This window comes from Gilliamella sp. B3482, from assembly GCF_026536805.1.
GTDB classification, from domain to species: Bacteria; Pseudomonadota; Gammaproteobacteria; order Enterobacterales; family Orbaceae; genus Gilliamella; species Gilliamella apicola_E.
On record NZ_JAFNNL010000006.1, the window covers coordinates 96,354 to 121,030 of the forward strand.

Genomic DNA, 24,677 nt, shown 5'->3' on the forward strand with positions numbered 1-24,677 from the left:
TAAAACCGATGGAATTATCTGCTCTAACCGCCCTATCACCAATTGATGGTCGTTATGGTGACAAAACAACAGAATTACGCACAATTTTTAGTGAATATGGTTTATTAAAATATCGCGTTCAAGTTGAAGTACGTTGGCTACAAAAATTAGCTAGCCAAGCAGATATTCTGGAGGTTCCAGCTTTAAGTGAGCTTGCCACTAAACACCTTAACCAAATTGTAGAAAACTTTGATGAACAAGATGCATTACGCATTAAAACCATCGAAAAAACCACAAACCATGATGTTAAAGCGGTTGAATATTTCCTAAAAGAGAAAGTAAACAGTAACGAAGAGCTACAAGCTATTAACGAATTTATCCACTTTGCTTGTACCTCAGAAGATATTAACAATCTATCTTACGCATTAATGCTAAAAACAGCGCGAGATACAGTAATCGTTCCTTATTGGAATAAATTGATTGATATTATCACCGCTCAAGCTAAAGCTTATCGTGACCTTCCATTGCTATCAAGAACGCACGGACAACCCGCTACACCATCTACCATTGGTAAAGAGTTTGCTAATGTAGCCTACCGTTTAAAAAGACAACTTAAACAACTACAGTCAATTGAAATTCTAGGTAAAATCAATGGTGCAACAGGTAACTATAATGCGCACATGGTGGCTTACCCACAAATCAATTGGCACAAATTTAGTGAAGAATTTGTCACATCATTGGGATTACAATGGAATCCATACACCACACAAATTGAACCACATGATTATATTGCCGAATATTTTGATTGTGTTGCGCGTTTCAATACCATCATGATCGACTTGGATCGTGATGTTTGGGGTTATATTGCACTAAATCATTTCAAGCAAAAAACCATCGCTGGTGAGATCGGCTCTTCCACCATGCCACACAAAGTTAACCCAATTGATTTTGAAAACTCTGAAGGTAATTTAGGTATAGCTAACGCTATTATGAGTCACTTGGGTAGCAAACTACCTATTTCTCGTTGGCAACGAGATTTAACTGACTCAACAGTATTACGTAACCTTGGTGTAGGTATTGGTTATGCGATCATCGCTTATCAATCTACCCTAAAAGGCTTAAATAAGCTTGAAGTCAATCAAGAATATCTACTTGAAGAGCTTAACCGTAATTGGGAAGTGCTAGCCGAACCAATTCAAACCGTAATGCGCCGTTATGGTATCGAAAAACCATACGAAAAATTAAAAGAACTCACTCGCGGTAAACGTGTTGATGCACAAGGAATGCAACAATTCATTGACTCGTTAGCTTTACCTGAACATGAAAAAGCACGATTAAAACAATTAACACCGGCAAATTATATTGGTTATGCAATTCGTTTTGTCGATGAACTTTAAGCGGCACATTTAAACCGTAAAAAAATAAAAATGTCTTCATGCCTAAAGCGTTCAAAACTTTAGGCAAATCGACTCAAGAGTTAAAGAAAAGATAAACAAAGATTTGAAAGGAATGGAAACACCATTGAAAATTCGCATCGCCACTCGTAAAAGCCCCTTAGCACTTTGGCAGGCTAACTATGTAAAAGAACAACTGACAGCTATCCATAGCGATCTGACCGTGGAACTGCTTCCTATGGTAACCAAAGGTGATGTGCTTTTAGATAGTCCACTGTCAAAAATTGGTGGAAAAGGATTATTTGTAAAGCAACTAGAGCAAGCCATATTAAACAACGAAGCTGATATTGCTGTTCACTCAATAAAAGATATTCCCGCCCAATTCCCGGAGGGACTAACCCTATCAACCATCTGCCAACGCGATGACGTACGTGATGCACTCATATCAAACCAATATCAAAGCTTGGACGATTTACCGCAAGGTGCCATTATAGGTACCTCAAGTCTAAGACGCCAATGTCAATTGCGAGCAAAATATCCACATCTCATTATAAAAGATTTACGTGGAAATGTAGGCTCTCGTCTAGCGAAATTAGACGATCAACAATACGATGCAATCATCCTCGCTGCTGTCGGTTTAAAGCGATTAGGATTACAAGAACGAATCAAACAATATATAACAACAGATCTAATCTTACCGGCGGTTGGGCAAGGTGCGGTTGGCATTGAAACCCGATCAAATGATGACACGATTCTTAAATTACTTGCACCTCTAGACGATAAAAACAGCCGGATTTGTATCCAAGCAGAAAGAGCAATGAATCAAGCCTTACAAGGTGGTTGCCAAGTGCCAATCGCCTGCTATAGTCAATTAACGAATGATTTATTAACTTTAACCGGGTTAGTTGGTAGTATTGATGGGAGCAAAATCATTAAAGCGACGCTAACCAAATCAGCAACCGAGCCTGAAACCTTAGGTCAACAACTGGCATCAGAATTGTTAGCCAAAGGAGCTGATAAAATTTTAGAGGAAATAATTGATTGATGATTTATATTACTCGCCCTTCCCCCGAAGGGGATAAGCTAACCCAGCAATTAAATCAAGCAAATATTCCGGCAACTCAACTCCCATTATTCAAAATCTTAGCAGGTCATGGACTAAATAACCTTCAACAACAACTCAACCAACTTGCCCCATCAGATATCGTAATTGTGGTATCGCCACAAGTCAGCTATATGATAAAAGAACATCAACCTAATCTAAGCTTTCCTAAACATCTACGCTATTTTGCCATTGGCAAAAAGTCAGCTCAATTGTTTAGTCAACAAGCTGACGTTCACGTTGATTATCCAAGTGAGGAATATAGTGAGGGATTATTACCACTATTGACTGACTTGCAAGGCCGTTCCGTTTTAATTTTGCGTGGAAACAATGGACGGCAATTGCTGTCTCAAGAGTTGCAACAAAAAGCAAACGTGACCTCAATACAATGTTATTTTCGTCAACCAATTCAATATCCAGCCAACATACTAACTGATGATATTGCTCAACAAATCCTACTCGTAACAAGTGTCGATCACCTACTCCAACTTGACACATATTGCCAAAATAAACATAAATATGAAGCACAATTGGTGGTAACTAGCCCACGGATATTCGAAAAAGCCAAGCAACTAAATTGGCATAACGTTTTACAAATTGTTAGTGCAAATAATGAATTTTTATTTAAAACAATGATAACTCTATGTCATAATGCGGAAGATATTTCTCAAAAATCTAAATGAGGTAATTTATGCCATCTAGATATTATGGTGCCAATGCAACACTATCAAACATCAGCACCACTTCATTTAGCCAAATAAAAAAGACAGAAGCGAATAATATGATGAATATAAATAAAAAAGAGACAAAACCTTCTAGTCCTCAACCTGAGCCATCAGTCAATACGCTAAAAGCGCCAGTATCAAAACTCTCAATACTCGCCATCGGATTAACAGTTTGCTTAGGTGGATTGATCTATTTTCAAGGTTATAGACAGCTCCAAAACCAAACATATGAAATCTCAACGCTACAAGCTGAAATTGCCAATTTAAAACAAAATACCAAAGCAAGTATAATTAAAGATCTTCAAAGTAATATTGATGATGCCATCAATAAACAAAACCAACAGTTTTCATTATTAACACAACGCGTTGACCGTCAATTAAGCGACAACCAAAAAGCTCAACAGCAACTTACTGAACAAGTTAATGATACTAATAAATTAAACGAGCAAAATCTAAATAGCCTTAACGAACGTTTAGCAGCCGTATCGACTCTGGATAACAACGTTTGGCTCATCTCGCAAGCAAACTACCTAGTGCATTTAGCCGGTAGAAAAATCTGGAGCGATCAAGACTACACCAGCGCCCGTTTATTACTCAAAAGTGCAGATGAAAGCTTAGCGAAAACAAATGATCCAAGCTTACTCCCTGCTCGACAAGCGATCACCAAAGATATTAACTCACTATCTCAAGTCACTTTTGTTGACGCTGATGGCATAATCCTAAAATTACTTGGTTTAACTGAATCAATAACTGAATTACCATTAGTTGAAAACTATAAAGATATCGATCTGGGTATGAATCAACATGACGACACCCTTGCTAACAACGCCAATACTTCAGCAGATAATGTTACCCATTCAACAGATGATTGGTCAGATAATTTACTTGCTAATGCTTCAACATTTATGGATAAATTCATCAAAATTGAAAAGTTAGATGTAAAAGATAACCATTTTTCTGAGTGTCTAGAAAAAGCAGGAAGTGACGAAAAACAAATTGTAAAATGCCAGATCCTAAAAACACCACTTAGTGCAGAACAATCACTTTACCTGCGCGAAAACATCCGTTTCCGTTTATTGATTGCTGCTCAAGCAGTACCAAGACATCAAGAACTCATTTATCAACAAGCACTAAATGATACCGCAATTTGGGTCAATGCTTATTTTGATGGCAATGCCCCTAGCGTAAAAGCTTTCATAGATGAGCTTGAAAACTTACAAAACCAACCAATCAGTAACCAAAATATACCTGATAAACTCGACAGCATTACTGAACTTGAAAAATTGATGCAAACTCGCGTTAAATCGATATTAGGTAAATAGGAGAATAATAATGTTCAAAATACTCATTATATTCCTAGTATTAGTTGGTGGATTTTTCCTTGGGCCATTGTTTGAAGGCCACCAAGGTTCTGCGGTATTCGAAGTTGCCAAATATCGTATCAGCATGTCATTTAACTCATTTATGATATTGCAAATCATTGGCTTGCTCTGCCTATACCTAATCTATAAATTATTCTCTAAAATCTTCAATACCAAATTGGGTAATTGGTTTAGATTACGATCGCCAAAAAAATCAATTAAACGTATTGAACAAGCGCAATTTTATTTATTAGAAGGTGATTACCGACAAGCAGCAAAACTATTTATGAAAAGTGCTAAAGGAGCAAAAAGTTCGACACTATCTTACTTACTTGCTGCTCAAGCACAAATTGATGATGACCAACTTATTGCCGCTAATCAATCTTTAGAGCAAGCAGCTAAAAGTTGCCAACCAAATGAATTATTTGCTTTTCAGCTTGTACAAATTCGATTACAAATCAAAAATCATGAATATAGCTCAGCTAAAATCACAATCGAAAAACTTCTAAACGAAAAACCACGTAACATTGAGCTCCTAAAATTAGCAGACCAGCTATATTATGAATCACAAGATTATCAAGCGGTGATAGAACTGTTACCGATCTTATACAAAACCAAAGCTTACCCTGATTCGCAACTCGATCAGTTCAAACAAGCGGCTTATATTGGTCGTATAAAACAGTTATCTACGGATATTGATCCTTTAGCTTTAATAAAATGGTGGAAAAAACAACCAAAATCTATCATTAACAATCTTGCCAATCAAAAAGCAATGGCCAACTACCTAACTCAATTAGGTCAAACGGCCGAAGCTGAAAGATTAAAAAGAAACATCATGCGATTAGAGCAAAAAGAACAATTTTGACATAAAAAACAGGGCAATCGCCCTGTTTTTTATTTATCGCTAGAGAATAAAATACCGAATCAAAGCCATACAACTCATGCCCGTAATCACCACCCACATCAGGTTTCGTGTCAATACCGCCACGATAATAGTTGGCACAGCGGCTAAACAATATTCCAAATTAAAAGTAGGAAACTCACCTTGCTTAACAATAAACAAATTTTGCACAAATAGCGCAGTTAAAATACAGATAGGCACATAAGATAGAAAACGAATCACGATTTCAGGCAATTGCAATTTTCTAACTAATAAAAATGGAATAACTCGCGGTAACCAAGTCACCACACCACTCCCCAAAATAATCAACAAACTATACAAACTCATGCTTTACGCTCCACAATAATACCCATAAAGCAGCCAGCAAAAGTACTAAATAATATTGCCATTTCGGACGATACAAATCGCAATAAAAAGACCAGCACCACAGTTACAGTTAACATTGCAATAATCAGATTTCTAATGGTTTTTGTTTTATCACCAGTTAACTGCAAATATAATAAACCAATAAACATCGCAACTAATGCATAATCTAAACCAAACTGAGCAGGATTCGGCAACCACTCGCCAATCAATGCACCAACTAAACAGGATAATATCCACGCCAAATAAGCAGTAACATTCAGCCCATGCATCCAAGGCGGATTGATCGGCGTTTTATTAGCAATGGCATTCATCGCAACCGCAAAACTCTCATCGGTTAATAAGCTACCAATCCCAATATTATTTAAAAGCGAAAAACGCCGAAAAGCAGGTGCAGTAGCCATACTCATCAAAAAATGGCGTGAATTAACCAAAAAAACAGTAAATATCACAGCCGAAATCGGAGTTGCTACAATCATTAAACCCGTGATGATAAATTGCGATGCACCCGCATAAATGATAGCAGCCATCAAGGTGATTTCTAACACTGACAAATTAGAGGCTTTACCCACTACACCCGCAGCGATACCAATTCCAATATACCCCAATAAGGTGGGAATACAGGCGCGCACACCATCTTCAAACGTTAATGACATCTTTCATTCCTTACAAACTGATATCCTGAATAATTATAATAATAAAGATTAGATTGCAGACAATTAATTAGACTAAAAACAATAAACCGCATTTTATAATCAAACTTTGCTATAATAGAGTATAACAACGCTCTATTAAAACTATTTATTATATTACGGTAAAATTATTTATGTATACAGGCACTTTATTTATCATTTCAGCACCAAGTGGTGCAGGCAAATCAAGCCTGATTCGCGCCTATTTAGCACAAACTAATCACCATCCGGCTAAAGTTTCAATCTCTCATACAACCAGAAACCCAAGACCGGGCGAAAAACAAGGTGAACACTACTATTTTGTAGACAATCAAGAATTTGAATCACTTATAAAACAAAATGCCTTTGTTGAATATGCTCACGTCTTTGACCACTACTATGGCACATCCAAAGCTGAAATCGAACAATCATTACAGCAAGGAATAAATGTCTTTCTTGATATCGATTGGCAAGGTGCACAGCAAGTAAGACAGCAAATGCCTGAATCAAAAAGCATCTTCATTTTACCGCCATCACTAAAAGAGCTTGAAAATAGACTGATTAAACGAGGCCAAGACGACGCGAATATCATCAGCAAAAGAATGCACAAAGCCCAATCTGAAATATCGCATTATAACGAATATGACTACATCATAATAAATGATGATTTTGATGAATCATTAACAGCACTTAATGCCATTATGACAACAGCGAGTCTTGAGCAAGCAAAACAAACCATCACACACCAACAACTTATTGATGACCTGCTTGCACCAAAATATTAATAGATTTGAAAAAAATATCGCCGAAAAATCGGCGATATAACGTATTAATTACCTAACGCTTTAGACGCTTGGCTATTTTGAATTAACTCAAGTTTATAACCATCGGGATCTTCAACAAAAGCAATAATCGTCTTACCACCTTTAACCGGCCCCGCCTCACGAGTCACACGACCACCCGCTTGACGAACGTCTTCGCACATCTTAGCCACATCATCAACCCCGATAGCAATATGACCAAACGCCGTACCATGATCATATTTATCCGTCCCCCAATTATAGGTCAACTCAATCACCGAACTGTCAGACTCATCACTATAACCAACAAAAGCAAGCGAGTATTGATATTCAGGATTCTCACTTGTTCTAAGCAACTTCATTCCCATTATACGAGTATAAAAATCAATTGAACGTTTTAGATCACCGACGCGGATCATAGTATGTAAAATACGCATTGCAGTACTGTTCCTTATTACAATTAAACATCTAACTTGAGTTTATCTATTTGCACCAAACCAAGCAAATTTTTATGCTGACAAAATAATCAATTAAGAGAATTTAAAAATAGGTAAAATGGGAAAAAAGGAAAAAATGGAAGAAAGAGAAGAAAAAAAATGCCTTCACGAATCATACAATAAGTGAAGGCGAACAAATCAGTAAGATTTGAAAAGGAACCTTTAATATCTTGAATTATATTTTGGTGCTGCACTAATACGTTTACCGTTAGAGATCAGTTTCACTTTTTGACCTGGATAAAACTGCTTAGCATCACCTTTTTGAACAATAACAATCGTTGAACCTTTATCTTGTTTGATTTCTAATTCAACCGCTGCAGCTTGGCTTGCTTTGTTTTCGATAGCATCACCTAAAATTGCACCACCTACAGCACCGGTAGCTGCAGCTAAAATTCGCCCAGTACCATTACCAATTGTATTACCTAATACTCCCCCGATGACTGCGCCGCCTAAAGGACCCGCAACATTACCACCATTTTTGCCATCAGAGTTAGCTTGAATCTTCACAGCTCTTACAGCAACAACTGTACCATAACTTACCTGTTGAACTTGTTTAGCTTGATCGGTTGTATAAACATCGCCAGAATAAATATCACTATTACTGCACCCAGATAAAATTGCTGCTAGTATAGTTAATGTGACGATTTTTTTCATAATTTATTCCTCATATTTTGAGTATAAAACTTTATACCTTCAATAGCATAATATTCTTTTACAAAAACGACAACATCATTTTCACAATTTTATCAATTGATAATACAATTTATAATCAACTTAGGTTATACTCAGCTTAATAGTTAATCTACCATACAATAAGTACATGAAACGGTTATTTTTTCCTTTAATATTATCAGTTATGATAACTGCCTGTCATGATGAAAATCAAAATACAACGACGAAAAATGAAACCGTCACTCATCAATCTAAGCTTGATTGTATGGATGACAAACCGAATTTAAATCTTGACGCCATCGCAGCTGATGGATGTCCAGTAAAATAATTTTATAGGCAAAATAACAGCATGAAAACTATCGAAATCGACGAAGAACTTTATCAATTTATTGCAGGCCAAACTCAACATATAGGTGAAGATGCTTCAAGTATTTTAAGACGATTATTAAAGTTCAACCAATTGTCAGCAATCGAAATTGCCCCATCAGAACTCACTGAAAACAATTATTCAGTTATTGAAAACCTTATTAAAAGTGAAAGATTTACGAAAGAAAGATCCACCATCAGTCGATTTTTAACGGTATTAAACGCGCTATACAACTATAACTCAGCACTATTCTCCATTGCAGCGACCTCACTCCATGGTAGAAAGCGTCAATACCTAGCTAAAGACAAAAAAGCACTTGAAACCTCAGGTAAAAACACCAAACCACGAGAAATCATTGGCACCCCATACTGGGTCATTAGCAACACCAATACTGCTCGTAAAATACTCATTATAGAATCGATTATGAGTGACATGGGAATATCAGAAAGCATGATAAACCAAGTGACTCATGCATTCTCACCATCAAGTAAATAAAAATTCACTCAATGAACACAAAAGTGAATAAAACGAATTGTGAAAGAGGAGTAAAAAATGGATAAGCCAAGTCGTGCGGGATTGTTAGCGCAACCGACAGACCTAATAAATGTCGAAACATTAAAAAACAATTACTACCAAATCAAACCAGATACAGACAATATCAGCCAACTGGTCATCTTTGGTACATCGGGTCACCGTGGTAGCTCAAACAAAGGCACCTTTAACGAAGCTCATATTCTAGCCATTGCACAAGCGGTGGCGGAATACCGCAAAGCTAACAACATCACTGGTCCTTGCTTTATTGGCCAAGATTCCCACGCCTTATCCGAACTTGCGCTAAAATCCGTTTTAGAAGTCTTTATTGCTAACAAACAAACCGTAGTCATCGCTCAAAACTGGGGTTACACACCAACGCCGGTAATATCGCACGCCATCTTAACTTACAATAAACAATCACAATTAGCTGACGGCATCGTTATCACGCCATCACACAACCCACCTGAAGATGGAGGAATCAAATACAACCCAACTAACGGCGGGCCTGCTGATACTGACATCACCAAACAGATCGAAAATCGCGCTAACGAACTACTCAAAGCCAACCTAAATGGTGTCAAACGCGTCACGATCGAAAAAGCGATAAAATCTGACTACCTGCATACTAAAGAATATGAAACCGATTATGTTAATGACCTACAAAACATCGTCGATCTATCGCTTATCAAATCATCATCACTCAAAATTGGGGTTGACCCGCTGGGTGGCGCCTGTATTACCTATTGGCCACGCATTGCTGAAAAATATGGCCTAAACCTTGAAATCGTCAACAACAAAATCGACCCAACATTTAGCTTTATGCATCTTGACCATGATGAAATTATCCGCATGGATTGCTCAAGCCGTTGGGCAATGGCAGGATTACTAAATCTAAAAGACAAATTCGATCTGGCCTTTGGCAACGACACCGATGCTGACCGCCACGGTATCGTCACCCCAAAAGGACTAATGAACCCAAATGCCTACTTATCAACCTGTGTAAACTACCTATTCCAAAATCGCCCACAATGGCACAAAGATATCGCAATCGGTAAAACACTTGTAACTAGCTCAATGATCGACCGCGTAGCTAACAGCTTAAACAAAAAATACCTTGAATATCCGGTTGGTTTCAAATGGTATGCTGATGGACTCTATCACGGCAAACTCGGATTTGCTGGTGAAGAAAGCGCAGGCGGATCATTCCTAAGAACCAACGGCAAAGTCTGGACAACTGATAAAGACGGCATCATCTTATGTCTACTTGCTGCAGAAATGACGGCCAAAATTGGCAAAAACCCACAAGAACAATACCAAGAGCTTGAAGATAAATTTGGTATCTCATACTATGGACGCATTCAAGCTTCGGCTACATTTGCTGAAAAACAAAAACTGGCAAAACTTGATGCAAGCCAATTAACCACAGACAAGCTAGCCGGTGAAGAAATAACCCAATGCCTCACTACCGCGCCAGCAAATAATGCGCCAATCGGTGGATTAAAAGTGATCACCCAAAACGGCTGGTTTGCAGCTCGCCCATCGGGAACGGAAGACGCATATAAAATCTATGCCGAAAGCTTTATCAGCAACGAACACCTTGCCACCTTACAGCAAGAAGCACAACAAATAGTGGCAAAAGCAATAAAATAAAAAGCTGATAAGTTAACAGATAAACGGGGTAATAAAGCTAAATATAATTATTAATTAGCGCCAAAAACCCCGCTTCTGATTTTTTTATTTAATTATCTGAATCTTCATTAATTAATAAAACTTAAATCTAAAGGTAGATTGATTATGGAGATACGCAGCTAACGCGAGGGGACAGATCATCCCAATCATTATAATAAACTGCTCCAGCCTCAAAAGGTGAATTAACTGCTATATAGGGCCGATTAGAATATTTAATTTCTTTAATCCAATAACGTTCAAACTCCCATTCAGCATTTGGATATTGTGGTGATCTATCTACATCTTTAATAAGATATCCCCATTCATTTGATAATCCCCCTACCCATTCATTATTATAATTTTTATAGCTAATTTCTCGTCGCCCAGATCTATCAGTGCGCCCAGGAATCCCTCCTGTCCAACCTTGACCGTTAGCGTTATTATAATCCCTTAAACTTGGTAATCTATAACCACTAAATCCCGCACAGTAATCTTCTGCACGATAACGACCTCCAAATCCATACGGTTTTACAATAAACCAACGTTGTATTTTAAAAGTATACAAAATATTACGTCTTGAACTATCGGAATAAATTTTAAATACTGAAGGATTAAATTGAGGATTTGAAGAATTTATAGTAGGTCCTCGCAATTCAACTCTTAATGCAATATCACCGCCTTTATGTATTGAAGAATAAGAACCCCATCTTGGTGTCACTGTTGATGAAAGTGCTAATGAAACATTTGCTCTACCATTTATTGGATAAATGGTAGATCCATTGGCTGATATAACCTGTTCAGGACTAATTCCACCTAATAAAAGGTAAAAAACAGCACCATTAAAGCCTGTTGTAGGAAAGTTTACTTCTGGTGAATTAATATTCTGTACCTTAAAGCCTTTCATCGCATTCCATTGCGAAGATAATTCATCACCACCGGTGCCATTTAAATTAGGTTGAGCATAACAAACATTAGGTCGATCAATTGTTGGATTTAAATAATACACATGGTAACCATTACGAAAAGTACTACTTTTCGGATGGCCATATTGAGTAGATAGTTGGCCATTAGTTGCTGTAACAGTTAATTTATAAGGAGCATCACATGCTGAAAGTTTTTGTGAAGGGTTGTGTTTTACAACTGAAGTAATATCATTACCTACCACATCTTGCCATTTAACAGTCAAAGAGCCTGTAGCACTAATATCACTATCTCCGTCATCATCCTGCCAATAGTTATAAGGGGAACCAATTAAATTACTAAGATTAATTTTTGGATAATTATTATTTCCTGTAATTGGAACAAGTGTTTTAACACTACTAAACTGATTTGATCCATTTGGTAACGTAATCGGGTTAGACTGACTGGAATAATCAACAATAGCATTAGGATATAAATTTGCTGTACTCCCCGGCGCTATATATTGTTGACCATTTTCTAATGTAATCCCTAATAAAGCTTCAGAAGTCATAACTTTGGTTTGACCATGATCTAAGGTCAAATATGGAGCACTACCATAAATTACATTTGAAGTTTTAGATGTTAATGCATAGCTAGAAAAAGTAAGCAAAAAAAGTACACTCAAAAAAATTTGCCGAAATAAATTAGAACGACAGTAGGAACTCACCAAAATTCGAAGAATTCTACTTGTTCTCGTGGAAAAATGTACTTGTATATAAAATAAACGCTGGGAACTGGACTTAGACGAATTTAAAAGATAGGTTGCCTGTTGCCTGTTGAAAATTATAATGCATTTTAGACCACCCTGTCAAGTAATTTCTTGATTAATTTACAATTTTATACTTTTCTGTCAAATTTTAGCCTATTAGCTAAAACCGTGTAAAAAGTATAGTGATTGGAAAAACACGATGCAACACTTTTTTTTGCTCATTTATGTTAACTTTTGTAAGCGGGATCTAAAAAGGATCTAAATTATAATTGATTATACACTGTTTTAACTAAAGATATTGTCATTACAAATCTTTAAAATCAGGGTAATTGATCCTGAAAAATTTTATTTTAGGGCTTTGAATTAGAAATTTAGTGATTTTGATATTTGAATAATTTTTTAAGTAAAATTTAACCCCTCAAAAACCCCGTTCCTCAACTTTTTAAGAAACAGGATATTATCTGCACTGAATAAACTGACTGATGTTGATTGATTCGAAAATTATATTTTATTAACTGCCTACACGGCATAAACCGCATCAACCGCTCCTTCCTGAGCAAAAAACATTTTCTAAACTGCCTACACGGCATAAACCGACCCTGAGTCAAATACCCCAGATATTTTGAATTTCTAAACTGCCTACACGGCATAAACCCATCAACATTTACAATTGGTGCGTTATCGGTTTTTCTAAACTGCCTACACGGCATAAACCTTTATTTGGTCAAATTATTATAGCTGCAGGCGTTTCTAAACTGCCTACACGGCATAAACCTAGAACAAGACATACTATAATCGTTGTTTGCAAAAAGGCAAAGGGCATTTGGAGTTTTAAAAACCCTTTTTTTAGTATCTTTTTAACATTGTGATTTTTAATTATTTTATTTTTTGATTAAAAAAAGGGTTATAAAAATAATATTTTTTGAGGCTTAGAAAACCCCGCTCCTCAACTTTTTTTGCGATAATAAAAATAAACCCGCCGAAGCGGGTAATTCAAATGTCGTTAAGCCACGAAATCGCTTTTATCTCTCAACGATGTTGACTCTTCAAGTCAGCTACGCTCTTAACGCTATCGTTTATATGCCTAAAGCCTATCGATTAAGAACAAAAAATAAAAACTAAGGCCAAACACAAATTCCCCGATTGTTGGGGTCACCAGAATACTCAGATCCATATATAGAACCTAATATTGAGTTCACGGTAAATCGATTGCTACCATTAGCGTCACTAGTCCAAAACTCTCCGTAGTCAAAATTGGCTCCTGAGTAGCGAGACAAGTCGCTCCATTCCGAAAAAAAGCCAGCACCAATGTGACGTTGGTGGAAATTATCAGGTGAAAAAGGAGTCGCACTAACTGAACCATCACACTCTGTGCGCGAATTGCTTCCCTGACAAGATGCATTAGTTAAATCTTTTACTTTAGGCACACGATAACCTAAACTGTTACACCAAAATAGTGTCGAAGGATAAGTGTAACTATTAGTACCACGACTGACAAACCACTGCTTTAACACAAATCCATACTTAACAACAGCGTTACCATTACTATCACGACCAACTAACTCGAATGTTTGTGGTAAAATAGGCGTTGCAATACGACCCGGATTGTCTAAATTCCATTGGGACTCAGTTGTAAAAGGACCAGTTAATTTAACACGAACACCTGATGTAACCGGTGACTTTGTCATAGTCGCAGTGATGCCACCTTGAGAGACTTGTTCCCATGATAAATCTTCACCACCACCACCAATATCTAAATCAAAGTACAATCCATGACCACCAGCTGTAGGAAAATTTAAATCATAAGATGATTGAGGAATAAAGCCATCAGATGGACTCCACATCGTAGCTGGACCACGGAAGTCATGGGAATAGTTCTCATCCATATCACCGGGTGCTAAATTAGGCCTAGCATAACAAAGCTTCGGCACAGCGTTCTTAGGATTTATCATATAAATGACATCACCGGCACCAAATTTAATACTGTTTGGAATACCATATTGTGTAGCTAATTTACCACCTGTCGTAGATAAACGAATGTAATAAGGCGCCTTACAAATATCTACCATTGCATTACGCGATACATACTTATAGTTTTTATCCCAAATAGATAAATTCAAGCTTCCAGTAACAGAGAAATCACCATCACCATCATCATCCTCTCCATAATTATAAGGAGAACCAATAAGCGCACTGAGTTCGACTGAATCACTATCAGTTGGAACAAACATTCCAATATCAGCAAAACTTTGATCTACAGCTGGTAACTCAATCGGTGTAATGGATGAAGGTTTGGTTGATGGCGTATATTGAGTTCCATCAGATAAAGTTATTCCTAGTAAACTATCAGTACTTATAGCTCGTGTATGACCGCCATCAAACGTTAAATACGGAGCATTACCATGGATAATATTTGAAGTTTTAACTGTTAATGCATAACTGTAAAAAGAAATAGAAAGCAAAATAGTTAAAAAAATTTGCCTAAATAATAAATGAAAGGTTCGAAATAAGGATCGCACCAAAATTCGCGATCCACTATGGAGAATATTTAAAATTATACTTTTGTAAAAAATAAACATCGAAAGTTTAACTCTTTAAAACTATAACATACACCACAAATAAACTCTATAAATCAATACATTAACAACTTTTTTTATACTTGTACTATTTTAGTCATTTAGCTAAAAATGTATAAAAAATATCATTCCAAAGCCATCAAATTAACGATTCATCAGCGAATTGATTTACTTTTGCTATTGATCTACCTTAATAATAAGTTCTAACGATTAACACAAACCGCATTAGAGCTCCAACTGTCCCGGTGCGCTGAACCATTCCGCAACTCTACGAGATAAGTCTTACCATCATTGTTTGGAGTACTAGTCCAGTACGTATCGCCGTAAAATTTGGCTTCGGGGTAACCGCTCATCATCCCCCATTCAGAAGCAAAGCCTCCACCAATGTAACGCTGATAAAAATTATTAGGTGAAGAAGGAGTAGCACCGACTAAACCTCTACACCAATTACCTGACTCCTTACCACGACAAGATGCATTGGTTAAATCCTTTATCTCAGCCACTTGATAACCCAGACCATTACACCAAAGTGTTGCACGAGAATAAAAATTTGCCGCGGGTCCACTGTTGACGAACCATTGCTTTAATACAAATCCATATTTAACGACAGGGTTACCATTGCTATCACGACCAACTAACTCAAAAGTCTGAGGCAATCTAGGTTGGCCAATAGGAATAGGATTAGGCCCCATGCCAGTCTCGGTTGGGATAGGACCAGTGAAGGTAACGCGTACACTTGTAGCTGTAGAATTGCTCATAGTCGCTGTGATACCTTCAAGCGTAACAGGAGACCAAGACAAAGCCTGATTAACACCACCAATGATTAAATCAAAGTACATTTTGTTAGCAGCAGTAGTAGGAAAGTTTGAACTATAACGTGATGAGTCAGTTGATTGAGGAATAAAGCCATTAGCAGGATCCCACATCCAAGACGGACCAGCGAAGTCGTGAGAAATACCATTATCGCCATACTTACCATTTTTTAAGTTTGGTCTAGCAAAACAAACCACCGGAACAGCCTTAGGATTAACAGTATAAGTGACACTACTTTCATTGAAAGTACTATTAGGAGGAAGACCGTAACGCGTAGTTAATTCGCCATTAGTACTAGTTAATTTTACTTGATAAGGTGCTTTACAAATATCGAGCACGGTATTACGTGATACAGCTTGATTACTGTTATCCACGATAGATAAACTTAAACTACCCGTCGCAGAAACATCACCATCTCCATCATCATCTCCCCAATAATTATTAGGAGGACCAATAAGAGAATTTAAATCGACTGAATTAGTATTAGTTGGGACGAACATACTTATATCAGCAAAACTCTGTCCCTCAACAGGCAAGGAGATTGGAGTTATAGATGAAGAATTGGTAGAAGGCGTATAATGTGTACCATCAGATAGTGTAATCCCGAGCAAACCGTCATTATTAACCGCACGAGTACGACCGCCATCGTAAGTTAAATATGGCTCATTTCCGTGAATAGAATTCGAGGTATTAACAGTTAATGCATGGCTAAAAGAAGGAAGTAATAGTACGACAAAGATCAGCCGAAATAATTTGGATCGATGAAAAGATCGCGCCAAAATTCGTAGAATTTTGCTTGAACAGATGAAAAAATGAAGTTCTCGGAAAAATGAAAGTTGAGATCTTAACTTTGATGAATTTAAAGTCGAACAATGGTGCAAATTGTAATGCATAACGACAATCCTGTCAAGTAACTTTATGATTTTTATATAGTTAACACTTTAGATTCTAACTGCAAATCTATAACACTTGGAGATTATAGTTACGGCAAAAATACGATGCAATAGCCCTCAATAGACTTAATTGCTAACATTCGTAAAGGAGATCACGAAAAGATCCGAACAATGATCGGCTAACTATTGTCTTAATTAAAAAGATCGACTTTACATACCTTTAAAAATTCATCATTTTATAACCATAAAAATTTGAATTTTTTTTGAATTTAGACTCACCAAAAAAATCGCTATTCAAATTTTTATGAAACACCTAAAAAAAATCGACATGTTAAGCGATGTATGCGAAGCTGTAAAAGCGTAATTTTACCCCCCAAAAACCCCGCTCCTCAACTTTTTTAGAAAGCAAATTTTACTCATAAAAAAAGGATTACACTGAATCCTTTTTTATTGATATTTATTGATTAACCCGCTCGATAGTTAGGTGGCTCTTTAGTGATTAGGACGTCATGAACATGACTCTCTTTCATACCTGCGCCAGTAATGCGGTAGAACTTCGATTTTGTGCGCAACTCATCGATAGTTCCACAACCAGTTAGCCCCATACATGAGCGTAAGCCACCCATTTGTTGGTGGATGATCTCTTTTAATAAACCTTTGTAAGCAATTCGGCCTTCAATACCTTCTGGTACTAGCTTATCGGCAGCATTATCTGATTGGAAGTAGCGATCCGATGATCCTTTTGCCATCGCACCGAGCGAACCCATACCGCGATAAGATTTATAAGCACGACCTTGGAATAGTTCGATTTCGCCAGGTGCTTCTTCAGTTCCGGCAAACATTGAACCAACCATAACGCAAGATGCGCCAGCGGCAATAGCTTTAGCAATATCACCTGAAAAACGAATTCCACCATCAGCAATAACTGGAATATTGTGTTGTTTAGCTACTTCAACAGCGTCCATAATGGCACTAATTTGCGGTACCCCTACCCCAGTGACGATACGCGTGGTACAAATTGAACCCGGTCCAATACCCACTTTTACCGCACTCACGCCTGCATCAATTAGCGCTTTTGCGCCTTCACCCGTAGCAACGTTGCCACCTATAATTTGTAAATTTGGATAGGCTTGTCTTGCTTGGCGAATGCGTTCAAGTACCCCTTCTGAATGGCCATGTGATGAGTCGATAAGTAAAACATCAACGCCGGCTTCAACCAAAGCAGCAATACGCTCTTCGTTACCCGCACCCGCACCCACTGCTGCGCCGACACGTAAGCGACCTTTTTCGTCTTTACATGCATTAGGTTTTTGTTCTGCTTTATTGTAATCTTTAACGGTTATCATGCCTTTTAAGTGGAATCTATCATCAACCACTAAAACTTTTTCAACACGATGTTCATGCATTTTTTGCAGTACACTTTCTCGAGATTCGCCCTCTTTAACGGTGACTAAGCGCTCTTTAGGTGTCATTACCGCAGTTACAGATAGTGATAAGTCAGTTGCAAATCGAACATCTCGAGCAGTGATAATACCGACTAACTCTTGTGATTCTGTCACAACCGGAAACCCTGCAAAACCATATTCTTTAGCAAGATCGATTACTTGTTGAATAGTTGCTGTTGGTAGTACTGTTACGGGATCTTGAACAATTCCGCTTTCATGTTTTTTAACACGCTTTACATGCTCAGCTTGAACTTCAATTGGCATATTTTTATGGATAAAACCAATGCCACCTTCTTGAGCAAGGGCAATAGCAAGTTCAGCTTCGGTTACCGTATCCATGGCAGCAGATAGCATTGGAATATTTAATTTGATGGTTTGCGTCAGTTGAGTTGTAATATCAGCAGTATTAGGTAAAACAGTTGAATGGGCTGGAACTAATAAAACATCATCGAACGTGAGGGCTTCTTTAACTATACGAGACATGACAATATTCACCATTGAGTTGGATTGTTGATAAAATATTGCCGATGTATTCTACTCACATTCGATATAAAAGACTAGTAGAATTTGATATTTATTTTTAGGCGATAATCAATCGCCCACTTTTAATTGAGCTCGTCTTTTTGTGCCATCAAGATATAGTTAACATCAACATTACGACCTAATCGGAATTGATTGCTGAGTAAGTGATATTCCATTCCAATAATATCTTTAACCGTTAAATGCGCTTGTTCAACCCAAGTCATTAATTCAGAAGGACGGATAAAACGATTAAAATCATGAGTCCCTTTTGGCACTAAGCGCGCTATATATTCAGCGCCATAAATCAACATAAGTTTTGCTTTATGGTTACGGTTGATGGTCGATAAGTAGAGTTTTCCGTTCGGTTTGAGCAGTTTTGCGCAGGCATCAATAATAGAAAATGGGTCAGGCACATGCTCTAACATCTCCATACAAGTTATCACATCATAGTGTGATGGATACTGTGTGGCGTGCTCTTCAACGGTTTGTTTTTGGTAGTTGATAGAAAGACCATTTTGCTCGGCATGTAATTTTGCTACCGCTAATGATTCATCAGCCAGATCGATAGCGGTTACATTTGCACCTAACTTGGCTAAACTTTCAGACAATATTCCCCCACCACAACCAACATCTAATACATTTTTTTGATTCAAATCGTTTGATTTAATGTAATCAACTCGCAATGGATTGATGATATGCAATGGTTTGCATTGGCCATTTGGATCCCACCATTGTGCAGCTAACTTTGCAAACTTATCTATCTCGTTTAAATCGATGTTTTGTGTCATGGGTATTCTTATCAAAAATGGGAATTGATGTAATATATGCGATGAGTTGATGATTAGCAATATCAAACCGTTTTAAAAACCCCGCTCCTCAACTTTTTTTATTACTCATAATTTCTATACTAAACCACTTAAAAACTCTGTTTTACTTAGCGATATAGGTTTAATTTTTTCATTGGCTATAACTATAAATGGTAATGTTTTCTTGTCTATGGGCTTAATTCATGGCATGATTTAGCGCTTAATTTATCTAATAAAAAAATAGTTCAGCCTAGGCTGATGCTAGAAATTAAATATTTAATCAAAAACTCAAGGGAAAATATATTCATGAGTACAGGTACTATGAAGAAAAGTCATTCACAGTGGAGCTCTCGCATGGGATTCATGCTTGCAGCTGCGGGTTCTGCTGTGGGTTTAGGTAACATTTGGAAATTTCCATACATGGCAGGAGAAATGGGTGGTTCAGCATTCGTACTTACCTATTTGCTATTTATGTTTGTTATTGGTCTGCCTATTCTAGTTTTAGAGTGGTTAATTGGCCGTCGCGGGCAAAAAAATCCAATCCATACCATGGAAGATGTTGCTGTTTCAGAAGGTCGCTCAAAATTGTGGCGCTGGGTTGGGATTATCGGCGTACTTGGCTCATTTTTAATTCTCTCGTTTTATAGTGTAATTGGCGGTTGGGCTACCGATTATATCTTTTTAGCTATCAATGGTACATTTAATGGTGCAAATGGTGCCGTAACGGCGCAAATCTTCAAAGGTTTTCTTGGTAATACCTCTAGCTTGTTGATTTGGCATACGGTGTTTATGGCAGCCAATACCATTATTGTTGCGATGGGCGTTGGCGCTGGTTTAGAGCGTGCTTGTAAGGTAATGATGCCTGGCCTTGGTATTTTATTATTGGTTTTAGTTGCTTATGCAGCCATCGTTAGTGGATCATCATTTGGTCAAGCGTTTGACTTTTTATTCACACCAAACTGGTCGGCATTAAATGGTACTGCCATTTTAGCGGCTTTAGGTCATGCATTCTTCAGCTTATCATTAGGTATGGGGATTATGATGGCTTACGGTTCATATCTTGGTAAAGATGTGAACTTAATCTCTACTGCTCGCACCGTTGTTATCTTAGATGTTATCGTTGCGATGTTGTCAGGTATGGCGATCTTCCCATTAGTATTTGCTAATGGTTTAGAAGCAGGTTCTGGTCCTGGTCTGATCTTTGTAACGTTACCTATCGCTTTTGGTAATATGGCAGCAGGTTCAATTTTAGGTTGTTTATTCTTTATCTTCCTAACTTTTGCTGCGTTAACCTCATCAATATCATTACTTGAGCCTACGGTAGAGTTATTAGAAGAAAAAACGCACATGGGTCGTAAAACCGCAACAGTGGTTAGTAGTGTATTAATTTGGGCATTGGGTATCGCTTGTATTTTATCATTCAATGAATGGGCAGACCTGAAACTATTTGATAAAAATATTTTCGATCTGCTTGATTACCTCACAAGTAAGATTATGTTACCTGTGACAGGATTAGGTACTGTTATCTTTGGTGCTTGGATGATGAACCAAAAAGTCATTCGTAAAGAGCTTAACTTAAATAGCTTCTGGTTTGGCGTTTGGACGATTTTAACTCGCGTAATTATTCCGGTTGCCGTTGTTCTTATTTTAGTTTGTGGCTTTTTACCAGAAACTCGATAATTAAATTATCATCAATAGCCCTGATACATTATCAGGGCTTTTTTTAATCAATTAAAAAATCACCAATCAACGGTTTATCATAACCTCTCCTCTTGAAATTCTTTTTTTAATTCCCATATAGCAATACAACAATTAATCAAAACATTATGTCAAAGTTAATCAATTAAAATGTATCGATCACTTTTAATTGCTAAAAATAGTTGAGGTATTAGTCAATGAGTAAGCAAGGAACAGAAACGCGTGGATTTCAATCCGAAGTTAAACAAATTCTGCATTTAATGATTCACTCTTTGTATTCAAACAAAGAGATTTTTTTAAGAGAACTTATTTCAAATGCATCTGACGCAGCCGACAAGCTCCGTTTTAAAGCACTTGAAAATGCAGATTTATATGCGGGTGATGCTGAGCTTGGTGTTCGCATTTCAACAAATAAAGAAGCTGGCACATTAACCATTGCAGATAATGGTATTGGGATGACTCGTGATGAAGTCATTGAAAATTTAGGTACGATTGCCAAATCAGGTACCAAAGCCTTTTTAGAATCCATTGGTAGTGATCAAGCGAAAGACAGCCAATTAATTGGTCAATTTGGTGTTGGATTCTATTCTGCCTTTATTGTTGCCGATAAAGTGACAGTAAAAACCCGCGCTGCAACAGCTAAAGCCGATGAAGCAGTGATGTGGGAATCAGCTGGTGAAGGTGAATACACGATTTCTGATACAGAAAAAGAGAGTCGCGGTACTGAAATTATTTTACATTTAAAAGAAGATGAAAAAGAGTTTTTAGATGATTGGCGTCTACGTTCAATTATTAGCAAATATTCAGATCACATCTCATTACCGGTTGAAGTCCAAACTACTGAAGAAAATGAAGTTAAGTGGGAAAAAGTCAACAAAGCCCAAGCACTTTGGACACGAAGCAAATCAGAAGTGAGTGATGAAGAGTATAAAGAATTTTATAAACATATTTCACATGATTTTGCCGATCCACTAAGCTGGAGCCACAACCGTGTTGAAGGTAAACAAGAGTACACTAGTTTGCTCTATATTCCATCTAAAGCACCTTGGGATATGTGGAATCGTGACAATAAACACGGTTTAAAACTCTATGTACAACGTGTGTTTATTATGGATGATGCTGAACAATTTATGCCTAATTATTTACGTTTTGTAAAAGGCTTAATTGATTCAAATGATTTGCCATTAAATGTATCACGCGAAATATTACAAGATAATAAAGTGACACAAAACCTTCGTAATGCATGTACTAAACGTGTTTTACAAATGCTAGATAAACTTGCCAAAGATGATAAAGAACAATATCAACAATTTTGGAGTGAATTTGGTTTAGTCTTAAAAGAAGGTACTGGTGAAGACTATGCTAACCGTGAAGCGATTATGAAATTATTACGCTTTACAACAACACAAAGTGATAGCGAGGCGCAAACTGTATCATTAGACGATTACATCAGCCGTATGCAAGAAGGCCAAGAGAAGATCTATTACATCACTGCTGATAGTTATGGCGCAGCGAAAAATAGTCCTCACCTTGAGCTATTCCGCAAAAAAGGCATTGAAGTCTTATTATTATCTGATCGTATTGACGAGTGGATGATGAGCAATTTAACTGAATTTGATGGTAAACAGTTCCAATCAATCAGTAAATCTGACGAGTCAATCGAGAAGTTAGCTGATCAAAATAGTGATGAGCAAAAACAAGTCGAAAAAGAACTTGAGCCATTTATCGAACGTGTTAAAAAAGTATTAGGCGATAAAGTTAAAGAAGTTAAATTAACACATCGTTTAACTGATACGCCAGCAATTGTCACTACCGCTGCCGACGAGATGTCTACTCAAATGGCAAAACTCTTTGCAGCAGCAGGACAAAAAGCACCAGAGATAAAATATACTTTTGAGATCAATCCTGATCATCAATTAGTTAAACGTGTTGCTGATACGCAAGACGAAACCGCATTTAGTGATTGGATTGAATTGCTATTAGATCAAGCGTTACTAGCAGAAAAAGGATCGTTAAATGATCCAAGCAAATTTATTCAAACAATGAATAAACTACTTGCACAATAATTAATTTATTCACCCAAACCCGATATGGCTCGCCTATCGGGTTTATTTTTTGAGAATAATCAATTTATTTTTCTCAAATTTATGAAGTCAGTCACACTTTTTTATATTCCTCCTTTCCATTTTCGTTTTGCGATAGATAATAAATCAATCTTAAAATTTAGACAGAATCAGATGAAAGTTCATAAAATATTAAATAATAATGTTGTAGTGACTTTAGATTCCAAAGGGAATGAATTGATTGTTACGGGTCGAGGAGTTGGATTTAAAAAACGGGAAGGTGATGAGATCGACCCGAAACTTATCGAAAAACAGTTTTCATTAAATAATCAAGAAATATTACCCAAATTTGCTGAACTGCTTTCTGAAATTCCAATCGAAGTTCATACCACAACCGATATTATTATCAATCATGCCAGACAATTTTTAGGCAGTAAATTACAAGATAGTATCTATATTTCATTAACTGACCATATTTATTTTGCCATTGAACGGCATAAACAAGGTTTTAATATTCCTAATAACTTTATCTGGGAGATAAAAAAATTCTACCCTAAAGAGTATGAAATCGGTGTGTACGCTTTAGATGTCATTAAAAAACGGTTGGGTGTTGAGCTTCATGAAGATGAAGCAGGATTTATTACGTTTCATATTATCAATGCTGAGCTTAACGATACCATGCCCAATATTGTTAATATGACCAAAATCATGCGTGAAATTTTAAATATCGTAAAATATCACTTTCGGTTCGAATATGACGAAAACAGCCTTTCTTATCAACGATTTGTTACCCATTTAAAGTTTTTTGCACACCGAATTTTGAGTAAAGGTAAATCCGCACAGCAAGATACCTCGTTGTATGAGATTATCCGTGAAAAATATGAACAAGCCTATCTTTGCACTAAACAGATAGATCTTCATTTAATCCAACAATATCAACATCCGCTATCTGATGATGAAAGTTTATATCTCACTATTCATATTGAACGATTGAGGTCGGAATTAAAAAAATAATTATGTGATATACATCACAAATTAACGAATGAATTGTCAACAAGCTAATTTATTTTATGTTAATTTAATAAGGAATCTTTTTTTGGATTGTTATTGCATTGGTTAATTTTATCGATGCAAGCAAAACCTAAATCCCGTGTTTAC

At 36.9% G+C, this 24,677-nt stretch carries 21 protein-coding genes and 1 CRISPR repeat array; of the genes, 12 read left to right on the forward strand and 9 right to left on the reverse strand.

Annotated features, from left to right (window positions below; all coding sequences use genetic code 11):
* Nucleotides 1–8: 8 nt before the first annotated feature.
* The 5 genes from purB to J3U18_RS10175 all read left to right on the forward strand — a co-directional run bounded on the left by purB (nucleotide 9) and on the right by J3U18_RS10175 (nucleotide 5,426).
* The gene (gene purB / locus J3U18_RS10155) at nucleotides 9–1,376 is read left to right on the forward strand and encodes an adenylosuccinate lyase (RefSeq protein ID WP_267353935.1); all 1,368 of its coding nucleotides are present in this window, start codon (nucleotides 9–11) and stop codon (nucleotides 1,374–1,376) included.
* Between the two features lie 112 nt (nucleotides 1,377–1,488).
* Nucleotides 1,489–2,418, forward strand: a complete 930-nt coding sequence (gene hemC, locus J3U18_RS10160) for a hydroxymethylbilane synthase (protein WP_267353936.1) — start codon at nucleotides 1,489–1,491, stop codon at nucleotides 2,416–2,418.
* On the forward strand, nucleotides 2,418–3,158 hold the full coding sequence (locus J3U18_RS10165; protein ID WP_267353938.1) for a uroporphyrinogen-III synthase: 741 nt from the start codon (nucleotides 2,418–2,420) through the stop codon (nucleotides 3,156–3,158). Before hemC ends, J3U18_RS10165 begins: the two co-directional genes overlap by 1 nt.
* Nucleotides 3,159–3,166: 8 nt before the next feature.
* Nucleotides 3,167–4,522, forward strand: coding sequence for a uroporphyrinogen-III C-methyltransferase (locus J3U18_RS10170; RefSeq protein ID WP_267353940.1), 1,356 nt, complete (start codon nucleotides 3,167–3,169; stop codon nucleotides 4,520–4,522).
* Between the two features lie 10 nt (nucleotides 4,523–4,532).
* Entirely contained in the window at nucleotides 4,533–5,426 is an 894-nt protein-coding gene (locus J3U18_RS10175; protein WP_267353942.1) for a heme biosynthesis HemY N-terminal domain-containing protein, read from the forward strand.
* A gap of 39 nt (nucleotides 5,427–5,465) precedes the next feature.
* Here J3U18_RS10175 and J3U18_RS10180 read toward each other — a convergent pair whose 3' ends face one another.
* Both J3U18_RS10180 and J3U18_RS10185 read right to left on the reverse strand, forming a co-directional pair.
* A complete protein-coding gene (locus J3U18_RS10180) occupies nucleotides 5,466–5,789 on the reverse strand; it encodes an AzlD domain-containing protein (protein ID WP_220225927.1) in 324 nt (107 codons plus the stop codon).
* Complete coding sequence (locus J3U18_RS10185; RefSeq protein ID WP_267330708.1) at nucleotides 5,786–6,481, reverse strand: AzlC family ABC transporter permease; 696 nt, start codon at nucleotides 6,479–6,481, stop codon at nucleotides 5,786–5,788. The genes J3U18_RS10180 and J3U18_RS10185 overlap by 4 nt, the downstream gene beginning before the upstream one ends.
* Before the next feature lie 170 nt (nucleotides 6,482–6,651).
* Between J3U18_RS10185 and gmk the strand changes: the two genes are divergently transcribed.
* Nucleotides 6,652–7,281 carry a guanylate kinase gene (gene gmk / locus J3U18_RS10190; RefSeq protein WP_267330707.1) on the forward strand — a complete coding sequence of 210 codons (630 nt, stop codon included), beginning with the start codon at nucleotides 6,652–6,654 and terminating at the stop codon, nucleotides 7,279–7,281.
* Nucleotides 7,282–7,325: 44 nt separating this feature from the next.
* Here gmk and gloA read toward each other — a convergent pair whose 3' ends face one another.
* Nucleotides 7,326–7,733, reverse strand: a complete 408-nt coding sequence (gene gloA / locus J3U18_RS10195) for a lactoylglutathione lyase (protein ID WP_267353943.1) — start codon at nucleotides 7,731–7,733, stop codon at nucleotides 7,326–7,328.
* Between the two features lie 222 nt (nucleotides 7,734–7,955).
* Nucleotides 7,956–8,450 carry a glycine zipper 2TM domain-containing protein gene (locus J3U18_RS10200; protein ID WP_065733935.1) on the reverse strand — a complete coding sequence of 165 codons (495 nt, stop codon included), beginning with the start codon at nucleotides 8,448–8,450 and terminating at the stop codon, nucleotides 7,956–7,958.
* A gap of 163 nt (nucleotides 8,451–8,613) precedes the next feature.
* Between J3U18_RS10200 and J3U18_RS10205 the strand changes: the two genes are divergently transcribed.
* Genes J3U18_RS10205 through pgm form a run of 3 tightly spaced genes read left to right on the forward strand, consistent with a single transcriptional unit; the run spans nucleotide 8,614 to nucleotide 11,016 of the window.
* The gene (locus J3U18_RS10205; RefSeq protein WP_267331599.1) at nucleotides 8,614–8,793 is read left to right on the forward strand and encodes a hypothetical protein; all 180 of its coding nucleotides are present in this window, start codon (nucleotides 8,614–8,616) and stop codon (nucleotides 8,791–8,793) included.
* Between the two features lie 21 nt (nucleotides 8,794–8,814).
* Complete coding sequence (locus J3U18_RS10210; RefSeq protein ID WP_065562668.1) at nucleotides 8,815–9,327, forward strand: hypothetical protein; 513 nt, start codon at nucleotides 8,815–8,817, stop codon at nucleotides 9,325–9,327.
* Nucleotides 9,328–9,384: 57 nt separating this feature from the next.
* Nucleotides 9,385–11,016, forward strand: a complete 1,632-nt coding sequence (gene pgm / locus J3U18_RS10215) for a phosphoglucomutase (alpha-D-glucose-1,6-bisphosphate-dependent) (RefSeq protein ID WP_267353944.1) — start codon at nucleotides 9,385–9,387, stop codon at nucleotides 11,014–11,016.
* Between the two features lie 142 nt (nucleotides 11,017–11,158).
* Here the strand turns inward: pgm and J3U18_RS10220 are convergent, their stop codons facing one another.
* From J3U18_RS10220 to ubiG, 5 genes are all read right to left on the reverse strand, one after another.
* Nucleotides 11,159–12,619: a hypothetical protein gene (locus J3U18_RS10220; RefSeq protein WP_267353945.1), complete on the reverse strand. Its 1,461-nt coding sequence runs from the start codon at nucleotides 12,617–12,619 to the stop codon at nucleotides 11,159–11,161.
* Between the two features lie 591 nt (nucleotides 12,620–13,210).
* A CRISPR array of direct repeats spans nucleotides 13,211–13,478; the repeat unit is 28 nt; unit sequence TTTCTAAACTGCCTACACGGCATAAACC.
* Nucleotides 13,479–13,821: 343 nt separating this feature from the next.
* Entirely contained in the window at nucleotides 13,822–15,222 is a 1,401-nt protein-coding gene (locus tag J3U18_RS10225) for a hypothetical protein (protein WP_267353946.1), read from the reverse strand.
* Between the two features lie 260 nt (nucleotides 15,223–15,482).
* The gene (locus J3U18_RS10230; protein ID WP_267353947.1) at nucleotides 15,483–16,985 is read right to left on the reverse strand and encodes a hypothetical protein; all 1,503 of its coding nucleotides are present in this window, start codon (nucleotides 16,983–16,985) and stop codon (nucleotides 15,483–15,485) included.
* Between the two features lie 464 nt (nucleotides 16,986–17,449).
* Nucleotides 17,450–18,913, reverse strand: a complete 1,464-nt coding sequence (gene guaB, locus J3U18_RS10235) for an IMP dehydrogenase (RefSeq protein WP_065733929.1) — start codon at nucleotides 18,911–18,913, stop codon at nucleotides 17,450–17,452.
* A 122-nt stretch (nucleotides 18,914–19,035) separates the two neighbouring features.
* A complete protein-coding gene (ubiG, locus tag J3U18_RS10240) occupies nucleotides 19,036–19,740 on the reverse strand; it encodes a bifunctional 2-polyprenyl-6-hydroxyphenol methylase/3-demethylubiquinol 3-O-methyltransferase UbiG (protein WP_267337850.1) in 705 nt (234 codons plus the stop codon).
* Nucleotides 19,741–20,064: 324 nt separating this feature from the next.
* On the opposite strand from ubiG, the gene J3U18_RS10245 reads away from it, so the two are divergent.
* From J3U18_RS10245 to licT, 3 genes are all read left to right on the forward strand, one after another.
* Entirely contained in the window at nucleotides 20,065–21,438 is a 1,374-nt protein-coding gene (locus J3U18_RS10245) for a sodium-dependent transporter (protein ID WP_218058410.1), read from the forward strand.
* Nucleotides 21,439–21,653: 215 nt separating this feature from the next.
* A complete protein-coding gene (gene htpG / locus J3U18_RS10250) occupies nucleotides 21,654–23,522 on the forward strand; it encodes a molecular chaperone HtpG (protein WP_065562674.1) in 1,869 nt (622 codons plus the stop codon).
* A 171-nt stretch (nucleotides 23,523–23,693) separates the two neighbouring features.
* Nucleotides 23,694–24,533 carry a BglG family transcription antiterminator LicT gene (gene licT / locus J3U18_RS10255; RefSeq protein WP_220225919.1) on the forward strand — a complete coding sequence of 280 codons (840 nt, stop codon included), beginning with the start codon at nucleotides 23,694–23,696 and terminating at the stop codon, nucleotides 24,531–24,533.
* The last annotated feature ends 144 nt before the right edge of the window (nucleotides 24,534–24,677 follow it).